Origin of the sequence: Agrobacterium vitis (genome assembly GCF_014926405.1) — a bacterium.
Lineage (GTDB): Bacteria > Pseudomonadota > Alphaproteobacteria > Rhizobiales > Rhizobiaceae > Allorhizobium > Allorhizobium vitis_H.
The window spans coordinates 1,445,257-1,464,111 of record NZ_JACXXJ020000003.1 but is presented as its reverse complement, the minus strand read 5'-3'; the positions used below and the strand labels follow the sequence as shown (position 1 = coordinate 1,464,111).

Genomic DNA, 18,855 nt, shown 5'->3' with positions numbered 1-18,855 from the left:
GGAACCACAAGGCCCGGCGCTTCGGAACCAAAATCACGCTCGCGTTCTCGGTATGGGGTCCCGCAATCGTAGCCGAGAACTTACGCCGCCCGACGTGTTCTTTCGGCAGAGCCCCCGGAGGTGCGGAATGTTGAAAGCAACTGCGTGAGTTTCTCTGATTCTTGCGCAAGGCCGAGGCTTGCGGCGTTCATCTCTTCGACCATGGCTGCGTTCTGCTGCGTTGCCTGATCCATGTGATTCACGGCGGAGTTGACCTCCTTCAATCCTGAGGCCTGTTCCCTCGCGGCAGTGCTTATGGCGTCCATATGCTGGTTTATCGCTTGGATGAGATCAACGATATCGGCAAGCCCTCTGCCCGTGTCGCCGACAAGTTTCACGCCTTCCGAAACGGCTATTTCGGAATTCGTGATGAGCGTCTTAATTTCCTTGGCTGCACGCGCCGAACGCTGAGCGAGTTCACGAACCTCCTGCGCAACGACGGCGAAGCCCTTTCCCGCCTCCCCGGCCCGGGCAGCTTCTACCCCGGCATTCAAGGCAAGGAGATTGGTCTGAAAGGCGATCTCGTCGATGACGCTGATGATTTGGATGATCTGCCTCGAAGACTGCTCGATCCGCCCCATGGCATCGACGGCGTTTCCAACCACTTCGCCCGAATGATCGGCCTTTTTCCGCGCGCCCTGGACAAGATCGCGAGCCTCGGCAGTGCGAACGGACGTCGTCTGGACGTTCACTGTAATCTCTTCCAGCGCGGCCGCCGTTTCCTCCAGCGAAGCCGCCTGGCTTTCCGTTCGCTTCGCAAGATCGCTTGATGCGTTAGAGATTTCGCCGGAACCTCCATGGACGTTGCCGGACGAATCGGCAACAGCCAGCAACACCTCCCTCAGTTGAGCAACGGACGAGTTGAAATCCTGTCTCAGCGCTTCGAACTGGGGCGCAAATTCCTCGTTGATTTCGCACAGCATATCGCCCGAGGCTAATTTTCTGAGCCCCGCGGCCAGCGCACCGGTGGCCTTGTTGAGGCGGATTTCCGCTTCGGCCGCGGCGCGTTCCTCGATTGCCAGACGTTCGGCCTCCGCTTTGCGGTTGTTCTCGATGGCTTCCGCTTCCAGTTCCGAGTTTCTGATGGCGGCTCGCCGGAACACCTCGACCGATCGCGCCATGCCGCCGATCTCGTCGGTCCTTTTTCCGCCGGGAACGATCACGTCGCGATTTCCCTGCGCAAGGCTATTCATGCATTCGGTCAGGCGCGTGATAGGGATGGCCACGCGCCGGATGACGATGAACATTCCCACGATCGTCATGCCGATCGCGCCCAGAAGGATGGCCAAGTATAGTGCGACACCCATGAGAGCGGATTGAGCCAGACCCTGGGCCTTCTCATCGAGGAGTTTCATCGCAACCAGGGCGACGTCCGCCACGCTGGCCTGACCCTTGCTGCTCGCAGGCAGCCAGTCCTTCAGGGCGACTTTTGCACCGCGGCCGTTGAAGAGATCCGCATGCATCGAGTTGCGAAGGTCCCATAGAGGGCCCTTGAAGTAGGTGTTGTCCGCCGTGTTGAAGCTGTCCTTCAGCGATCGGTCGGTTGTGGGATGATCGACAAGATTGCGAACTTGATCCCAATTCGCGAAGGACCGGCCATTCTGCGTCATCAACGTTACAAGATCGTCTGAAGCGAGAGGCTGTTGAGTGGTAGCCGCCTTGTTCAGAACGATGGAAGCCGCACCGACGGCTGCGCGGGTGGCCCATGCGCCGGCGCGGATCTGCAACAGATCGACAAGCATGTTGTCGAGCGAGCGGATATTACTCTCCGTGATGGCAGAGGCAGCTTCAAGTTCCTTCAGGAATTCTTGGCCGAAGCTCGTATAGGCCTTGCCTACAGCCTGATCCCGCAGGGCGAGTTCGGTGGAAAACTGTGCGTCGGCCCGTTTGCGGAGCGTCTCGTTCTCCTTATAGAAATCATTGATCCTCTTCAAGGAACCGGCCAGTTCGGCGGATTGTATGCCCGCTTCGACCTTTCTAAGATCCGCCATGCCTTGATCGACCATCGCCCGGTCGACAGGGACATCCTGAAGCCGAGCGCGTCCCTGCTCGATTGTCGCTTCGAGAACCGTCACGCTGTGGCCACGCTCCAGCCGGTAACCAAGAAGGACATCGAAAACGGCGCGGTTGACGGCCGTGTAGGCAGATACGGTGCTGTAGGTGCGGAAACTGGAATAGGAAGCGTTCAGCGCGCCGCCGCAAAGAATACACAGCGCCAGGCTGAACAGCAAAAACACCGTTGTGAGAACGTTCCTGATCGACAGCATGAATACCCCCATTCGTCCGTGGTACAGCTTCGCATCGAAAAGATAAAACTGTGCTAACACAGCCGGCCGAAGCCATGCGCACAGCGACGAATGTCCGCATGGCTCTACCTCAAGACGCGGAGCGCTCGGTCATGAACGTCAATCGGCCCTAGCCAAGTCTGAGGCCGGTGACGAGGCTCGTGTCGCGCTTAAGTGAGTTGTCGTGATCGCTCCTCCGACTTGCGACCTGTATTTGTCGCGGACGAGGCAGCGAAGGATCTCCGTGCCGGTCGGCTCGTTCACAGTCGGCACCGTTCAACTCTTTGGCCAAAACATGACCTGGGTGCGTGTTGCGGTAGTGCCGAGTAGAGCTTTTCACGAGTTCCGACCGAACAGACTAAACGGACTTTCTGGAGTAAGGCGGACGCCGAACGACGCGGGCGTCTTCGATCGGATTTCGGCCAAGGACACATCTTGTGCCAATTCGATCAGGCACATCCCCGTTTTACCCTTTCGATCGATTTCGAACACGCCGAGATCAGTGATAACCAGATCGGCAACCCGACGCCCTGTGAGTGGTAGCGTGCACTCACCGAGTAGCTTGGGCTCGCCACCAGCCTGGTGTTCCATTGATACGATCACGCGCTCAACGCCGGCAACGAGATCCATGGCGCCACCCATGCCTTTCACCATCTTTCCCGGAATCATCCAATCGGCCAGATCGCCCTGTTCGGAAACTTGCATCGCGCCAAGAATGGACGGGTCGATATAACCGCCCCGGATCATTGCAAAGCTCTCCGCTGACGAAAAGTAACTGGTGTTCGGCGCCTCTGTGATGGTTTGCTTGCCGGCATTGATCAAATCGGCATCTTCTTCTCCGTCGATGGGAAATGGCCCCATCCCAAGCATTCGGTTCTCGCTCTGGAGCGTCACCTGCATGCCTTGGGGTATGAAGTTTGCCACGAGTGGGTATACAGATTATCAAATTCACGTAGAAGCCGCCTTTTTAGCTCACGCGCGGCTCGCGCAGCCATCTGTTCGCTGGACCACGCTATCTCAGGCAAGCGCCTGGTGTGGTTTGGGCCGAACCGTCCGTTGCTCGATCCGCTTTTCAGGATTCGGCACCTGCAGTATCCTCCGTACGTAGATGCCGGATGTATGGACGCCGTCAGGATCAATGATCCCCGCGGGCACAAGGTGCTCAACCTGGGCAATGGTCATTTTAGCCGCGATCGCCATCACCGGATTGAAATTTCTCACGGTTTTTCGATAGACGAGGTTACCCTCAGTGTCCCCTTTAAACGCATGGAAGATAGCGAGGTCCGCGGTCAGGCTGGTCCCCAAAAAATATACTCGCCGTCGCCGAACATTCGCGTTTCCTTGCCCTCAGCAACGACCGTCCGAACGCCTGTCTTCGTGTAGAACCCAGGAATTCCGGCACCGCCTGCTCGAATCCGTTCGGCTAATGTTCCGTGCGGGTTAAATTCCAGTTCGAGTGCGCCAGACAGGAACTGTGCGGCAAACAGCTTGTTCTCCCCGACATAGGAGGAGATCATCTTTCGGATTTGACGGCTTTCCAGCAGGATGCCCAGTCCGAAATTGTCGATGCCGGCATTGTTCGAGATAACTGTGAGGTCCTTCACGCCCGATTGACGGATTGCCTCGATAAGGACGGTGGGAATACCGCAGACACCGAAGCCGCAGGCCATAATTGTCATTCCATCGAACAATATCTCGGTCAGAGCTTCCTGTGGATTTGCAACGACTTTTTTCATCTCCCTCTCCGGTTCTCGGCGGCACCTTTGCGACCGAAACAACGTCAATAGCGGGTGGCTTGGGTCCGGCTCAGCGAGGTCTCGGCCGCCAAGCCGTCCCGGTCGGCCGGCAAATAGTCCGACAGCCTGCGCGATGCGGGCCAGGCGCCGGCCCGAGCAAACAGGTGGAATGCAGTCTGGTTCAATCAGAATGGATAGCCTTGCTTCGGATCTTCGATGGTGATCCACCGAAGGTCGGTGAACTCCGAGATCGCGGCTTTGCCACCGAACCGTCCCCAGCCTGATTCCTTGACGCCCCCGAAAGGCATCTGCGGCTCATCGGCAACTGTCGGTCCGTTGATATGGCAAATGCCGGATTTTATCCGCGCCGCGAGTCTCAAGCCGGCCGTGACATCGTTCGTATAAAGCGAAGCGGCAAGACCATATTCAGTGTCGTTTGCGATTGCGACAGCTTCCTCCGCATCCTTCACACGGATGATCGGTTTGACGGGTCCAAAGGACTCCTCGCTATATATCCGCATCGCCGGGGTGACATGATCGAGGACTGTTGCTTCGACCACGGCGCCATTCCGTCTGCCGCCGGCAACGATCTGAGCGCCCTTGTCCAAGGCGTCCGCAATGATTGCGTCCATCTTCAACGCAGCCTCGAGACTCACCAATGCCCCGAGAACATTCGGGCCGCTGGGGTCACCCGCAGGCAGTTTACCGGCCTTCTCAGCAAGCGCCTTCGTAAACTGGTCAGCTATGCTTTCGACGACGATGATGCGCTCCGTCGACATGCATATCTGGCCCATGTTCATGAAAGCCCCGAATGCCGCACCGTTGACCGCGCTCTCGACATCAGCATCGTCGAGGACAATGAATGGTGCTTTGCCACCAAGTTCCAGCAAGCAAGGCTTGAGCTCCTCCGCGCACAGCTTTGCGATGATCCGGCCGACGCGCGTCGAACCGGTGAAATTCACCCTCTTCACCTCCGGCGCCCGAACAAGCGCTTCGACGACGCGGGCGGCATCCTCGGGAGCATTCGTTATGACATTCACAACACCTGCAGGAATTCCTGCGTCATTCAGCACCTCGCCAATCATCCGATGGGTTCGGGGGCACATCTCGGATGCCTTGAGCACCACCGTATTGCCGCAGGCCAAAGGCGTGGCGATTGCGCGCGTACCGAGAATGACCGGGGCATTCCAGGGAGCGATGCCAACACACACACCAACGGCCTGGCGGACAGCCATTGCCATGCTGCCGGGCTTCTCGCTGGGGATGATTTCCCCGGTAACCTGGGTCGTCATTGATGCCGCCTCTCGCAGCATCTTCGCAGCAACTCCAACGTTGAAGGAGCCCCAAGGTCCAGTCGCACCTGTTTCCTCAGTCGTAGCCGCGATGAAATCACCGGAGCGCTGCTCCATAAGGTCCGCCGCCTTGAGAAGGAGCTTTCGTCGCTCATGCGGACCTTTTGCAGACCAAGCGGGAAAGGCCCGGTGTGCAGCGCGCACCGCGGCGATCGCGTCTTCCGGTGAGCCGGCGGCTACAACTGAAGCGACCTCGTTATTATAGGGGTTAAACCGCTGGAACGTCTTGTTTTGTGACGCGAGCACGCTGCTTCCGGAAATCAAAAGATCTACGTTCATGTCGTTTCTCCTCATTCGGCGACAAAGTGGTTTTCGATTGCACCGAGGCCGCTGACCTCCACCCGCACGACGTCCCCCGGCTTCATGAACGTTTCTGTCGCAATTCCTACGTTCGACGGCGTTCCGGTTGCGATGATATCGCCCGGTTCGAGGGTCATAACGGTTGAGAGGTAGGCGATTTGATCCCAGATGTTGTAGATCATGTCGCCGGTCGACGTCCGCTGGCGCTCTTCACCATTGAGGGAGAGGGTAAGGGTCAAACCGTGAGGATCAGCGATCTCATCGTCGGTGGTGATCCATGGACCGATCGGACCATGCGTGTCAAAGCTCTTGCCGAGTGTATAGGTGGGCGAGCGGAACTGCCAGTCACGTGCCGTGACGTCGTTTGCGACGAAATAGCCAGCAATAACGGATCGGGCGTCCTCGCGGCTGACATGCCGGCACCGTCTTCCGATGACGAAACCCAGTTCTGCCTCGTAGTCGACTTTTCCGGAGACGTTCGGGATCACGACGTCGTCGAAGGGTCCATTGATGCAGGTGACCTGCTTGTTGAACCAGAGTTGCGACTTCGGTGTCGGAATCCCCGCGGCGGCAGCCTCCTCCGCATGAGCCTTGTAGTTCATCCCGATGGCCAGAAACTTGCGGGGATCATCGATCGGCGCAAGCAAACGTACTTCGGATAGCTGGAAACAGGGCGCATTCACGGACTGAATGGCAGATCGCAGTTCGTGCAACCTTTCGATCAAGAGCTTCATGGAGCCATTCAGGTCTGGCGCGACATTCGTGAGATCGAAGACATAGTCGCCTTCGACCCTCCCGAGCCTGATTTTTCCTTCGACCGCAAATCTGGCAAGTTTCATATCTTTTTCCTGTTTACTCAGTCGCCGGTTCGACCGGCCGGATGCTGTTTACGGATACACCGATGCCAGGGCCCGAAAAGGCGACCATCTCGGTTCTGACGATTTCGAGACATGGGAGGTCTGCAATGGTGTTGACGATGTGAAAGGTCGTCGGGAGCTGCTCGAACGTGGCGCGGTGCCAATTGAAGCTGCCGTTGGCCCTCCACCGCTTGAAGTCGTAGCCCTCGAAACTGATGGCGTCGGGACGGCCTTCGCCTGGCCGCGGCGCCGGTGTGGTGACATAGGCGACGTCGGCGCCACCCCCCTTCCGCGGGTTCGTGCGGGGCACATATTTATAGTACATGGCCGCGCCACCGCCCGAACCGGGCAGGCTCGGTGGTGCATCATCTTCGACCATATCCGTGAGCGCGATATCGAAGAACTTGAAGCCGAACCAGGACGTCTCGCAAGAAGCCGTACCCTTTTTGCGATCCCAGGCAATTTCGGGCATGTCGCAAAAGAGTTTCGGGAAGCCCATCTCGTCGCGGCCGGTCAGGATCGCCTCAGGTTGGCCCTCCCAGATCACCGGGCAGAAAGAGCCATCAAGGGTCTCGGTTTTGCCCTGATAAGCAACCGGAAAATCAAGCGACAGAATGCCGTAACCTCGGCCGGCGAGCCAGTAGAGGTTTTTGAACCAGGCGCAGGAAACGCTGAGCAGTGGTTCGCCCCGCAAGCTCATGCCGGGTGGAAGAAGAGCCGCCAGCTTCTCGGGGTCGGTGCGATATGTGATCGCCATCCACTCCGCATTCATCGTGCCGGTTTCTTCCGGTGACCACATGCCGCCGCCTGGCCTTTGGCGGGGACCTACCGCCGGCCCGAAAACCGCAGGCATTCGGTAGCGATGATCGGGGTTTGGTGTGAAGCCCATGTTTTGATCTCCTTGAAAGCGTCTAGTCAGTAAATGTCACGTTGTCCCGGCCTGCTGGATCACGCGCGTGGACAGATGGGCCCGGGCGAACAGCGCCACGGTCACGCAGGCGACCACGGCGGCCGTTAGGCCAATGGCATGGTAGCCGATCACATCCGACAGGACGCCACCGAGGAGAGGCGCGATCGCAGAGCCCGCCATCGTCATCGCAGGCGTCGCGGCCGCAGCCCGAGCGGAGGGATCGACCTTGGCGAGGAAGCCAAACAGAAAGGTGTGGGTGAAGATCATAACCGCAGCGAAGAAGAGCGATGGCACCGCATACAGCAGGAAATCGTTCGACCCGGTGATGAGAACGGAAAGAAGAGCCTGAACGGCGGCGCCGGCAATGCCAACTACAAGCGGCGGTAACCGCTTCTGGAGAGCAGCGGCGATCAATCCCGGGAACATATTGACGATCCCGATCGACAGGAGGACTGTCTGAACCTCTCCCTCGCCGTAGCCCCTCGCCATGCCGATCCTTTCCACATAGGAAAAGGTCAGGGCCTGGACGAAGTTCATCAGCATCACTCCAATGGTTACAAGCCAAGCGGTGGCAGGGATGCGAGCGGCCGTATAGTGCTGGACGTCCGTCCCCGCCTGCTGCTTGGGGAAGAACATCGACGTCACAAGCGCCGCCGTTCCCATGATCGCGGCAAGGATCATAAAAAAGGTTGGAGGCCCGCTTTGGGCGATCACCGCTGGCGCGGTCCCGAGGAATACGAGCGCGAAGACGCCGAATCCGGCCGAGCAGAGCGCAAAGATCCGCAAAGGATTTGCCGTCCGTCCCATTGTTCCATGCGTTGACGAAAGCGCCGCTCCCGTGGCCATACCGGCGAGTGTATGCAGGGCGAGGAAGGTTCCAAACTCCGGCGGAAGCTGCGACATCAAAACGAAGCAGACTGCACTTGCGCCGTAGCCACCCGGCGCCAGCAAATGGCCGGGGAGTTTGTGGAACATGCGCGCTACCCAGAGGCTTGCCAGCACGACGCCGAGCAGGAATGCGGTAACCAGTCCGCCGGCATGCGTGTTTCCGAACCCGAAGCCGGCCGAGAGCGTCCCGACCCAGACCGGCAAGCCCGCAAGATCGATCATCCCGGCGATATGACCAAATATCAGCGCGATGGTGGCGCTATGCGATTTCATTGAGAACATGCTCTCTTCCCCCCACCATGCATTCAAAGGTCTCAAGCAAGGTGTCGACCTCATCGGTATTGGCAGCAGTGCCGAAAGCGTAAAAATCAGGTCGCGCGAGGTAGGCGACAGCACCACGGCTGTCGAGCCAACGTGCGAGGCGCCCGTTGACATCCCGCCAGCCGGCTTCGCCGAGAAAGACTTGGCGGATGCCAAGTCTTTCCAGTCGCCCGTCATCGACCGCAATGCGTGTGACCAGTACCAAATCCCGGCCGACCAGATCATCGAGACGAACCCGAATCCCGCCGCGCGCCAGATCATCATGCGGGAGAAGTTCACCGGCACCGCCGATGGGCTTACCATCACCGTCTCGCGCTATGATGCCACCGGACAACGGCGGGAAAGCCGGCGGTGGCGGCAGGTTTCCGGCAAAAAAGGCCTCATCCCTGCGGCGAGCTGCTTCGGGATTGGGGACGCAAATCACCTGTCCCATCGCCATCGAGATTCTGATGACGGCGTCCACGTGGGGAGAACGCTCGGCTTCGTAGGTGTCGAGCAGGTTTTCTGGCGCGGAACCGTCGAGGACCCGATTGAGCTTCCAACCGAGATTCCAGACGTCGCGCAGCCCGGCGCACATGCCTTGGCCCATGAAGGGTGGCATGAGATGGGCGGCATCACCGGCAATCAGCATCCGGCCCTTCCGCCAGCCACCCGCAACCAGCGAGCGGAATCGATAGCTCGCGCTGCGGATGAGCTCGCCGTCTTCTTGTGAAAGCCACGGGGATAAAAGTTCCCAAACCTTGTCGGCTTCGCACATCTGCGTGGGCGATTCGTCGGAGCGAAGCATGAATTCCCAGCGTCTGTTGCGCACCCCGCTTGGCACGATCGTGGTGGGGCGTGCCGGGTTGCACCACTGGGCCGCATTGGGAATCGAAAGCTTATCCAGATCGTGTGGCCTAACGTCGACGACGAGCCAGGATTCGTCGAACCCATGGTCGATGACGGATACATCCATCATCTTGCGTACGAAGCTGTTGGCTCCGTCGCAGCCAACCAGATAGCTGCCGGTCAGCGTTAGTGTTTCTGAATGATCGATGGTCAGGGTCTGCGCGTCGAAGCGGGCCAGCTCGACCACAATATGATCTTCTGCGTCGTGTGCTGCGACGGCCTCCATGCCGAGGTGATAGGAGATCCCGTCGCGGTGCAGAAGATCCTCATGAAGGATCTGTTCAAGGTCGGGCTGGTTGAACGTATATCCGGTCGGGCCGCCGGAGATCGATTCCCGGGTCTCGTCGATATCGATCAGCGCTTTCCAGTCTTCATTGTACCAGACGTAATGACCCATCTCCCGGGAGATGGCGGCGACTTCGCTGGCTATGCCAAGAGCGTGGAAAATGCGCTTTATCTCGTGGTCGTAGCCGATCGCACGCGGCAACGGATAGGTCTGCGGCCAGCGCTCCACGACCGCCACAGTGTGCCCGACGTCGACAAGCTGCCGGGCAAGTACCTTGCCTGTCGGTCCATAGCCGATAATGATGACATCGTATTCTGTCATGACTTTCCTCCCTCAACCGCGCATGAACAACCGGCGACCGCTTCTGAAAGCCGGACGCTCAGAAATCCGGGTCGAAGGCGATGCCCGGACGTAGGAACTCCGGTGTGGGAGGTGTGCCCCACAGATTGAGCCAGCGACCGGCCAGACCTTCGGAAATGTCCCAGGTGCGTGGCTCGTAGGTTGCGTCATTATCGATACGGTCCAGCTCAATCGAATTTTCGACCAGGCAGCCATGCGGGTCGGCGTAGTAGGTGAAGATGTTGCCGCCGGCGCCGTGCCGCCCCGGGCCCCAGACCAGCGCCCTGTCCTTAAGGGTGAGATTGTCGGCGATTGCCGCCAGATCCTCGAGCGAGTGGAGATCGAAGGCGTAATGGTGAAGGCCGCTCTCCCCCGGCCCCATGGCGATGGTGTGGTGAAATCCGTCCTCGGCTCGGTACCAACGCAGGCCATCTTCTCCGGTCTGGTCCGACAGCTTCATGCCAAGCACCTTCTCGCAAAACTCGCCGAAGGCCTGGGTATCCGGCGCAAATGAGTTGATATGTTCGATGCGGCGGGGCCGTGCACCGGGCGTCGAATAGTTATAACGACGTGGCTGATTGCGAGTGATCGGCGTATGCACCTCGAAGATACTGCCTCCCGGCGCGATCAGGCGAACGGCCTTATCGTAGTGCTTGCCGAGCGGTGTGTCGTCGAGCACGGTGAGGCCATCGGACAGGGCTCTCCGCTTGACTTCGTCGACCGCGTCGGCGCTGGCGGCCTCCAGCCCGCAGGCCACCGCCTTGCCGTCCCCCTTGACGTAGGTCACTTCGTGGTGGCGGTCGTTGCTTGAGAGATAAACCGTGTCATCTTCCTGCTCGGTGATGCGAAGACCGACGACGTCACAAAGGTCCTTGGCAGCGCCGACCGGATCGGGCGAAGAGATGACCACATGTCCCATCTGTCGAATTAGGTATGTCATTCCGGTTCCTTCTCTTGAATGAATGAATTTTTTCCCGTGGTGCTTCTTCGCGTTCGAGTCCGCAAGACACCCCTCCCCCACCCTGCTATGCGGAGACCACAACCTTGCCGGAGATGTTCGGACACGCAGGTTCGGTCTGCATGTAGGCGGGTCGCGAGCCACGCGGCTCGCCGCCCGGAATTTTGTCGGGCCTCAGGTCGCCGCGTTCAGTACCTTTCTGACGGAGGGACGCTCGCCGATGCGCTTCAAATAAGCGACGATTGCCGGCCAGGCCGAGAGATCGAGTTCGGCTCTCTTCGCCCAGCCCAGCACCACAAACGCGTAGGCGTCGGCGATCGTGAACGCTTCCCCGGCCAGATAAGGGCTACTGGCGAGACGAGTGTCGATGACACCGAAAACCCGGGGCAGGAAGGTCGTTTTGGTCAAGTCGCGATATTCCACCGGCGTGTTGGGCCGATTGAGCGGCGAGAAGGTCTTGTGCAACTCGGTTGCGATGTAGTTCGTCCATTCGAGCACACGATAGCGGTTGAAATCGCCCGGTGGCGGCAAAAGCCCGGAAGCCGGTGCCTGGTCGGCGACATACTGCATGATCACCGCGCCTTCGGTAAGGACCTCGCCGCTGTCGAGAAGGAGCGCCGGAACCTGTCCTATGGGATTGACGTCGAGATAGCTCGTTCCGTCCCGCAGGTTCTTGGTCTGCAGATCGACGTCCACGAGATCGACCGGAATGGCTACCTCCTCCAGAACGATCCGTGATGCGGTCGAGCAGGTTCCGGGGACTTGGTAAAGCTTCATATGTTGCTACTCCCAATCGAGGCTGTTGTGCATGGTATCAATGCTTGGGGGGTGCGATCTTGTTCACACTGCTCCAGTGCTCGGAAAGCCTATCGCCACGAACGCGGAAGGCATCGAAAATGAAATAATCGTAGGTTTTGCCGCTGCCGTCCGGTTCAGGTTGAGGTAAACAGGCAGCGACAACAACCATGTCTCCTTCGGCGACGATGAATGCCGGAGGAATAAGCATCTCGGCGGGTTCTGGCACCGGCCCATTCGGGAAAATCGTCCTCACGAAACCTTCGAGCCCAGACAGACCGCTGGGTATATGGTCGCAGTGCTGGCGGTAGTCCTCAGTCACGAAGTCCTTCGCGGCATCAGGGTTCTGACCATCGAAGACCCGACGATAGAATTCCCGAACCAGATGCTTGTTGCGTTCCAGCTGTTCTTTGTTTTCATGTTCCATGACATTGTCCTTTGTGGTCCGCAACGACGTCCTCACGGCCGGCGCAACGGGGAGAGTCCGAGGCCGCCGCTGATGTCGAAGGCAAGGGTGGCATAGAAGACAAAGCCGTCCTTCTGCCGGCCGGAGGAATAATCTGCGAGCACAGACGTGTTGGGGTTGACGATATAGGCGGCGCCGAGATCGAGAACACCGCGCTCGAAAAGTCCAACGCTTCCATGGACGTCGAACATGAACGTATCCCGCGGCTGCTTCTCGTCGATGCCGGAAAAGAATAGTCGCGCGTTTCTCTCGTATTGCGCACGCTTCTCGCTGAGCCCGATGTAATGCACCGAAGCGCCAATCGTGGCGACGGGATTTTCCGCCCAGAAGCCCGAATATTCGATCCCCGCATAGGCCTCCCACGGATAGGCCTGACCGTCGCCGAAGGTGTGAAACAATCCGCCATAGAGCGCGATGTTCTCTGGAACGGGCCCAGCACCTGGCGCGCTCCAGACGACTTTGCGGACCTGCCCGTAAACGCCGGTCGTGCCTTCGTGCTCGACGATCGTGGGTGCCGGCCCAAAGGTCGGGTTACCCCAACCGGAATTGTAGAGAGCATCCTCATAACGCGTGGAGCGATAGTAGGCGCCAACCTCAAATTTCAACGGATTCGGATTATCGAAAAACGACTCCTGGTGCGTGAGGTTCGCGATCGCAATTACGCCCTCGGCATCACCCTTGCCCCAGTCCCAGCCATTTCCCTCCTGCCAGTTGTCTGGATTGTCCTCAACGACCCCGAAACCGATCGCGGTATTGGGCGTGAAATGATAGCCTGCGCGCGCACCCCAAACTGAAAGCGATTCCCCCGGCATATTGAGAGTTGTCGCCAGCGTCGAGTTCAGACATCCGAGCCCCCCGCAAAAGCCCCGCGTCATGAAGTCTTTTCCGAGTCCCATTCTGCCCGCCTCGATCTGAAGCCTGTCATCAAGGAAATCGGCTTCGATCGTCAGGCGCGTCAGATCAGTCCGTGAATCCACAACAGGCACCGGAAAAAATGCGTTCGACAGATCGAAGAGATAATTGTCAGTGTTGTACGATGGGTAGTTGATTGTCTCGACCCATTTGATCCTCAGGTCAGGCGTCAGGTTGCCCGTGGCTCCGAAGACGAACATTCCGTAATTTGCGGAGGAGCCTCCTTCGAATCCAAAGGACGGTGCATTCTGATAGATGTTCACATAATCAAGTTGAATATCGACTCCGTTGTCGTGAAGCCATTTGCCGGTTTCCGACAATGGTCCAACGAATACGGGTTCCTGGACGCTGCCGACCGGATTAACTGGCGGCACCGCGATGGCAAGGCCGTTATCATCTGCACAAGCAGTAGCTGCAGTCACAAGAACAATCGAGGCGGCATAGCCAAGTCGGACGCGCATTTTCCCCTCCCATATGTAAGTTGATGCTTTCATCGGCCTGCTCCCCCGGCAGGATATTCTTCAATTCTGTTCAGTCTGGGCGGCGAGGCGAGCAGCACGGCGAGTGCGCCAATGATGCAGAGGCCGATAATGATGTTGAACATCAGCGCGTAAGATCCGGTCTGGTCGAAAATCGCTCCGGCGCCGGCCGCTCCCGATGCTGCGCAGAACGTGGATACCGGCATCATCGAACCGAACATCGACGGGAAGGCTTCTCGCCCGAAGTAGTTTCCCAAAAGCGCCATAATGCAGACTTGCGAAGCACCGTAACCGATCCTCGCAGGCACGGCGTAAAGCAGTATCCCCGCAAAGCCCTGCGGTTGCCTCAGCAGATAGAAGCCAAGGGTGACGAGCACCATACTGGCTGCGGCAATGATTGCCGGCGATATGCGATCACCCAAAAATCCTGCCGTCATATTGCCGACGAAGGAGGCGACGATCGTGATCGCCATGGCCATAGCCGCGTCCGCTGACGTGTAGCCAACGTCCTGCAGGTGGACGACCCCGTGCGCCATCAGAAATACCCACGCCACTCCAGCAACGCTCATATAAGCGAGGATGAGCCAATAGGATCTGCTTTTTACCGCCTCCTTCAGAGTCCAGTAGATCTGGCTCTTGAAAACAGCAGTCTCCCCTCCGCTTGAGAAATCGTAGGGTTTTCAACTACGAGCCGCTCAATATCGCGTTCGTTCAGGGCGAACCGGACGGTAAGCAAGGCGACGGAGGCGAGGCCTGCGATCACCCACCAGCCGAGGCGCCAGTTGTTGCCCGAAACCGCCAGCAAGCGGTCAAGGGCCGGTGGCGACAGGAACCCACCAAACTCGATGGCCGAAAGCACGACCGAGACTGCCAAGGCGCGGCGGACGTGAAACCACCGCGCAATAGCCGCTTGCGCAGGCAACATGCCAGCGACGCATACACCGGTCCCGACGACTAACCCGAAGGCGATGACATACTGCCAGCCGGTGTTCACGACGGACGCCATGGAAACAGATCCGACAAGCAGAACGAAACAGCCAAACGTGACTGTGCGCTGATATCCGAATTTCCTCATCAGTATCGCCACGACAGGACCCTGGAGGCCCATCATCAAGACGAACACGCCGAAGCCCAAACCGAAGACTGAACGATCGAGATTGAGATCTTCTATCATCTGAGCGTTGATTACGGAGATGCCGGCGCTAGGCACCGCCACAACCAGGAGCACTACCAGCCAAAGCGCCCCGAGAACCCTCCAAGCCTCCGCGCTGTATTCAAATCCACGCACCGCCACTGGCCTGCCGACCGCGTGCGCTCTTACTCCCTGTTCCAAAACTCTCTCCTCCCGAGTTGCTTCTTGCGCGGCCTCCTACCGCACAAGCCCCTGATTCATGCGGCCGATGCGGGTGGCGACCGGTCTGGAAGACCACCCGCGAACATCGGGAATGGTTCAATTCCCATAAGGTGCCTCCCGAAAATTTCTGCCGTCGGGTCGAGACGAACCGCACCATGCAGCAGAGCGACGCGTACATCGCGGGCAAAGCGCTGCACTGGATTGTTTTCGCTCGCGGTCGCCGACCCGATACTGAGTTGAAGCATGCTGAGGACGGCATCGAGGGAGTTTGTCGCGTAGACGGACTCCATCATCATTGCCTGTTCCTGGTCGCGAGTGATCTCGATGCCTTCGAGTGCATGGCGATCGAGAATGTCGGCGCTGCGATCGGCAACCGCCTCCGCCATCTTGATCATGGCATAGGCCTTCGCCGCGCAGACCTGCGTCGAGGCCATTTCAGCAACTTTTGCATAAGGCAGATTGAAGGGTTGCTGCTTCTTGGCCATCTCGACGTAGCATTCGAATGCGCCTCGAGCCATCCCAAGGACAATCGCCATGTGAGTAAGGTTGGTGAGAAGCATCAGGCCACGCGCATCGAATTTGCTGGCGAGGCCGCTGTAACGCCGGCGCGTTTCGTCCATCCTTATCGGGAAATCACGCATGTCCATGAAGCGTCGATCGGGAACGAATTGCTCTTCCTTTACTGTGAGACTGTTCGATGATGTCGCCTTCAATCCCATCACGTGCCAATTGTCGACGATCTCTACCTGGTCAGCTTGAAGGATGGCCATTGCACGGCTCATCTCTCCCGGGGCACGCTCGTAATCGACGCCAACGGCGATCCATTTTGCATGCTTGCAGCCGCTGCCGAAGTGCCACGATCCACTGAGCATCCAGCCCCCTTCGACGCGGCGAGCAGAACCAACCTTGGTCGCGAAGATTGAGGCTCCGGCGGCAAGCGGTCCGACCCAATTCTGTCCCCCGTCGAAGATTTCCCGGACCGCGTCGTCCGGAAAGGAGATGATATTGCGCAAGCCCCCCGCGACGAACACCATCCACCCCGCGGCACCGTCGCCGCGACCGATTTCGCTGACAATCTCGACCACGTCACGCGCTCCGAGCGCATAACCTCCGAAATCGGTCGGAAGCGTAAGCCGAAACGCGCCGATATCGTTAAGCGCTTGAAGGCTTTCGCGGCTCAAGGCGCCGAGCTTTTCGCCCTCCAACGCATTCTTGCGCAACAGGGGAACGAGTTTAGCGGCTTTTTCCCGAACGCCGCGTCCGATCTCACTGGAGTAAGGCGATTCAAGCACGTTCGTGGCCGACTCCTTAAACAGCTTCAAGTTCATGTCCACGCTATAATTCCTTGTTTTTTGGTGCTGATGGTGCCCTGTGTTCACGGGGCGGCAAAGGGTACACATGAATGAAAGTCTCTGCGAAACCACGCCACCGGCGCGCTGACTTCATCATTGGTCGAGGTGGCAAGAACCCCGCCGATCAGGAGTTGGTGATCTCCGATGATATGCGTACCGTCCAAGGAGCACTCGATGGACGCATCGAACCCGGGAAGGACCGGAACTCCGTAGCGAGATAGCGTGCAGACCAACCCTTCGAATTTGTCATGCCCGTCCGATGAAAACCGGAGGGCGAGCTCGCGGTTGGGCTCGGAAACGATGTGAGCAGCAAACTTCCTCGAGTGCAAAATCGCCTGGAGCGTCTTTGACTTTTGTGCGAGGCCGAAGACGACCAAAGGTGGGTCAAATGATAGCGAACTGAAGGAGCTGACAGTCGCGCCCGTGAGTTGATCTTCGGCGATACTTGTGACGATTACCACTCCGGACGGGAGACGACCAAAGACGTCCTTCAACTCGTTCCGGCTGGGGTAAGCTTGTACCTGTGGCGAATAAGGAAGCGGCGGCGCAGCAGCAGCATTTATTTTCATCGATACCTCCCATATCGTTTAGAGGTATCTTAGATCTAAGATATCGTCTGTCAAGCGTCATATGCGATTAGTGATGGACGCGGCTACGCGTGGACCCTTTGCGCATCATGCCCGGCTTTGGTAAGTAAAGGCTAGGCCGCATGAATCGGATTTAGACATGTTAGATAGTAGCGATCGCGTTGTATCTCAAACCCAAAAGGTGTTCGAGGAACTTGTTCGACAGTGGGAAATTGATTTCCCCGGCGAAGACAGCTCTCCGATTGCGATTGCTATGAGGATACGGCACCTTTATCAGCTGGATCAGGAATCTCTCCAGGCAATTCTCACGCCTTTTGGTCTTGGAGTGGGTGATATCGATGTTCTGACCCATCTCGCTCAGCGTCCGGAGGACCGCCCTGTTCGACCGAGCGATCTTGCGGAACTCTGCATGGTGACGACTGGCGCCATCACGGGGCGGCTAACCAAACTGGAGCAGCGAAAGTGCCTTAAACGGGTACCGCATCCTTCAGATAAGCGAACGATCTACGTTGAAATTACGGAGGCAGGTCGGGAACTTTTGAACAGGACGAGGGAAGAAGTTGCGAAGTCGTCTCATCTGCTCCAGGGCATTCGTGCTCTTGAATTCTCCGAACGGCGCGATTTGGTTGCGGCGTTGGCGAAGTTGATTTCTCTTCTGCCTTCCTGAAACAGACCCCCGCCGCTTGCTGCAACGCCTGGCTCAAAAGACTGGCGCGTTCTTCCATATCATACCGACCTTGGTCTGATTGTATCCGTCCGCATAGACAGCTCGCATATAGTCGGTATTGAAGGGATCGAGCATCGAATAGGGAATCTGTTTGTCGATCCATGCGATCCTCAATCGACTGCCGGTTCTTTGACTATGGTTATAGAGGGCAAGCAAAGCCTGTTTGGTCTGAGATTTAACCATCGTTGCGTAGGACCGTCCGGCCACCGAGATCGTCGAATTCTTCGTCTCGGCGAACTCCGGCATGAGGGCGTTGTTCACGATCACGTACATTTCGGGATGGCGATTGTTGAGAGGTGGTGGTTTGCCTGGCGAGGCGAGCACCGCGTCAGGCAATCCAAAGAATTGCATGGATGAGCCGCCATCGGAATGCAGCTCCTCGATCTGCCTGGCCCCGGATTTCGCCTTGATTGTCACCGCTGGAAAGACGCCCGGTATGCTGGCGGAGGCGATCAGGACATCCCGAAAAAGCGCCAGCGCATCGGGCCGGCCGCTGTTTGCAATAGCGCCCATGTTCCAGAGCACGCCCCGCTGGGAATCGAGATTGGTCGTCAGAACGAACAGCCGTCTTCCGCGGCGGTGCTCAGCTGCAACCTTTTGCAGGATATCATTTGTTATGTAGTTGGAAACCATCTGCCGCAAGCGCTCCCCCTTGAGAAGGCTTGTTCCAAAAAGACCGGTTCCCATCCACCTCATGTCCACGAGCTCTCTCGCCTGACCACCGGTGTAAAGGCCGGCGAGCGACTTGTCGTATGCGGAGCCGAGAAATGCGTAAGGTGCTATCAGCGCACCTGTGCTGACACCTGTGACAACATCGAATACTGGCCGTGTATGTTGATCGCTCCAGGCGGACAGGAGCCAACCGTAAATGCCCCTCCCGAACCTCCCCCGAGACGCAGAGAACGTTGAGGTTCCTGCCGGTCGTGCGGGGCAACCACTGTGTCTGGTCTCTAATGCTGCTATCCGGGGCATCGGCATAAGCACGGATGTTGTCGAAGCCATCGACTTCGGCAACTGCCGCTTC

General features: G+C 58.2%; 16 protein-coding genes and 2 pseudogenes. 1 reads left to right on the top strand and 17 read right to left on the bottom strand.

Annotated elements, in window-relative coordinates; translation table 11 throughout:
* Nucleotides 1-80: 80 nt before the first annotated feature.
* The 16 genes and pseudogenes from IEI95_RS07860 to IEI95_RS07790 all read right to left on the bottom strand — a co-directional run bounded on the left by IEI95_RS07860 (nt 81) and on the right by IEI95_RS07790 (nt 17,086).
* Nucleotides 81-2,366 carry a methyl-accepting chemotaxis protein gene (locus IEI95_RS07860; RefSeq protein ID WP_143116652.1) on the bottom strand — a complete coding sequence of 762 codons (2,286 nt, stop codon included), beginning with the start codon at nt 2,364-2,366 and terminating at the stop codon, nt 81-83.
* 294 nt (nt 2,367-2,660) lie between these two features.
* A pseudogene (locus tag IEI95_RS07855) lies at nt 2,661-3,340 on the bottom strand (3-oxoacid CoA-transferase subunit B).
* A gap of 1 nt (nt 3,341) precedes the next feature.
* Nucleotides 3,342-4,060: pseudogene (locus IEI95_RS07850) on the bottom strand (CoA transferase subunit A).
* Between the two features lie 185 nt (nt 4,061-4,245).
* Nucleotides 4,246-5,691 carry an aldehyde dehydrogenase gene (locus tag IEI95_RS07845; protein WP_060716685.1) on the bottom strand — a complete coding sequence of 482 codons (1,446 nt, stop codon included), beginning with the start codon at nt 5,689-5,691 and terminating at the stop codon, nt 4,246-4,248.
* An 11-nt stretch (nt 5,692-5,702) separates the two neighbouring features.
* On the bottom strand, nt 5,703-6,551 hold the full coding sequence (locus IEI95_RS07840) for a fumarylacetoacetate hydrolase family protein (protein WP_060716686.1): 849 nt from the start codon (nt 6,549-6,551) through the stop codon (nt 5,703-5,705).
* A 13-nt stretch (nt 6,552-6,564) separates the two neighbouring features.
* The gene (locus IEI95_RS07835) at nt 6,565-7,458 is read right to left on the bottom strand and encodes an acetoacetate decarboxylase family protein (protein WP_060716687.1); all 894 of its coding nucleotides are present in this window, start codon (nt 7,456-7,458) and stop codon (nt 6,565-6,567) included.
* A gap of 36 nt (nt 7,459-7,494) precedes the next feature.
* Entirely contained in the window at nt 7,495-8,640 is a 1,146-nt protein-coding gene (locus IEI95_RS07830; protein ID WP_060716688.1) for an MFS transporter, read from the bottom strand.
* Nucleotides 8,627-10,183 carry a bifunctional 3-(3-hydroxy-phenyl)propionate/3-hydroxycinnamic acid hydroxylase MhpA gene (locus IEI95_RS07825; protein ID WP_071207463.1) on the bottom strand — a complete coding sequence of 519 codons (1,557 nt, stop codon included), beginning with the start codon at nt 10,181-10,183 and terminating at the stop codon, nt 8,627-8,629. The genes IEI95_RS07830 and IEI95_RS07825 overlap by 14 nt, the downstream gene beginning before the upstream one ends.
* 58 nt (nt 10,184-10,241) lie before the next feature.
* Complete coding sequence (locus tag IEI95_RS07820) at nt 10,242-11,141, bottom strand: VOC family protein (RefSeq protein ID WP_060716690.1); 900 nt, start codon at nt 11,139-11,141, stop codon at nt 10,242-10,244.
* Nucleotides 11,142-11,333: 192 nt separating this feature from the next.
* On the bottom strand, nt 11,334-11,936 hold the full coding sequence (gene gstA, locus IEI95_RS07815; protein ID WP_060716691.1) for a glutathione transferase GstA: 603 nt from the start codon (nt 11,934-11,936) through the stop codon (nt 11,334-11,336).
* A 37-nt stretch (nt 11,937-11,973) separates the two neighbouring features.
* Nucleotides 11,974-12,381, bottom strand: a complete 408-nt coding sequence (locus IEI95_RS07810; RefSeq protein ID WP_060716711.1) for a nuclear transport factor 2 family protein — start codon at nt 12,379-12,381, stop codon at nt 11,974-11,976.
* Nucleotides 12,382-12,413: 32 nt separating this feature from the next.
* Nucleotides 12,414-13,826, bottom strand: coding sequence for a carbohydrate porin (locus IEI95_RS07805; protein ID WP_234823940.1), 1,413 nt, complete (start codon nt 13,824-13,826; stop codon nt 12,414-12,416).
* Nucleotides 13,823-14,347, bottom strand: a complete 525-nt coding sequence (locus IEI95_RS29295) for an MFS transporter (protein WP_234934177.1) — start codon at nt 14,345-14,347, stop codon at nt 13,823-13,825. The genes IEI95_RS07805 and IEI95_RS29295 overlap by 4 nt, the downstream gene beginning before the upstream one ends.
* 77 nt (nt 14,348-14,424) lie before the next feature.
* Nucleotides 14,425-15,144, bottom strand: coding sequence for an MFS transporter (locus IEI95_RS29290; protein WP_234823938.1), 720 nt, complete (start codon nt 15,142-15,144; stop codon nt 14,425-14,427).
* Between the two features lie 56 nt (nt 15,145-15,200).
* Nucleotides 15,201-16,493, bottom strand: a complete 1,293-nt coding sequence (locus IEI95_RS07795) for an acyl-CoA dehydrogenase family protein (RefSeq protein ID WP_060716693.1) — start codon at nt 16,491-16,493, stop codon at nt 15,201-15,203.
* 47 nt (nt 16,494-16,540) lie between these two features.
* Nucleotides 16,541-17,086 carry a flavin reductase family protein gene (locus IEI95_RS07790; protein WP_060716694.1) on the bottom strand — a complete coding sequence of 182 codons (546 nt, stop codon included), beginning with the start codon at nt 17,084-17,086 and terminating at the stop codon, nt 16,541-16,543.
* 157 nt (nt 17,087-17,243) lie between these two features.
* Here IEI95_RS07790 and IEI95_RS07785 point away from each other — a divergent pair, with 157 nt between their 5' ends.
* The gene (locus IEI95_RS07785) at nt 17,244-17,771 is read left to right on the top strand and encodes a MarR family winged helix-turn-helix transcriptional regulator (protein ID WP_060716695.1); all 528 of its coding nucleotides are present in this window, start codon (nt 17,244-17,246) and stop codon (nt 17,769-17,771) included.
* A gap of 33 nt (nt 17,772-17,804) precedes the next feature.
* On the opposite strand, the gene IEI95_RS07780 is transcribed toward IEI95_RS07785, so the two are convergent.
* Nucleotides 17,805-18,803, bottom strand: a complete 999-nt coding sequence (locus IEI95_RS07780; RefSeq protein ID WP_234934185.1) for a patatin-like phospholipase family protein — start codon at nt 18,801-18,803, stop codon at nt 17,805-17,807.
* Nucleotides 18,804-18,855: the final 52 nt, after the last annotated feature.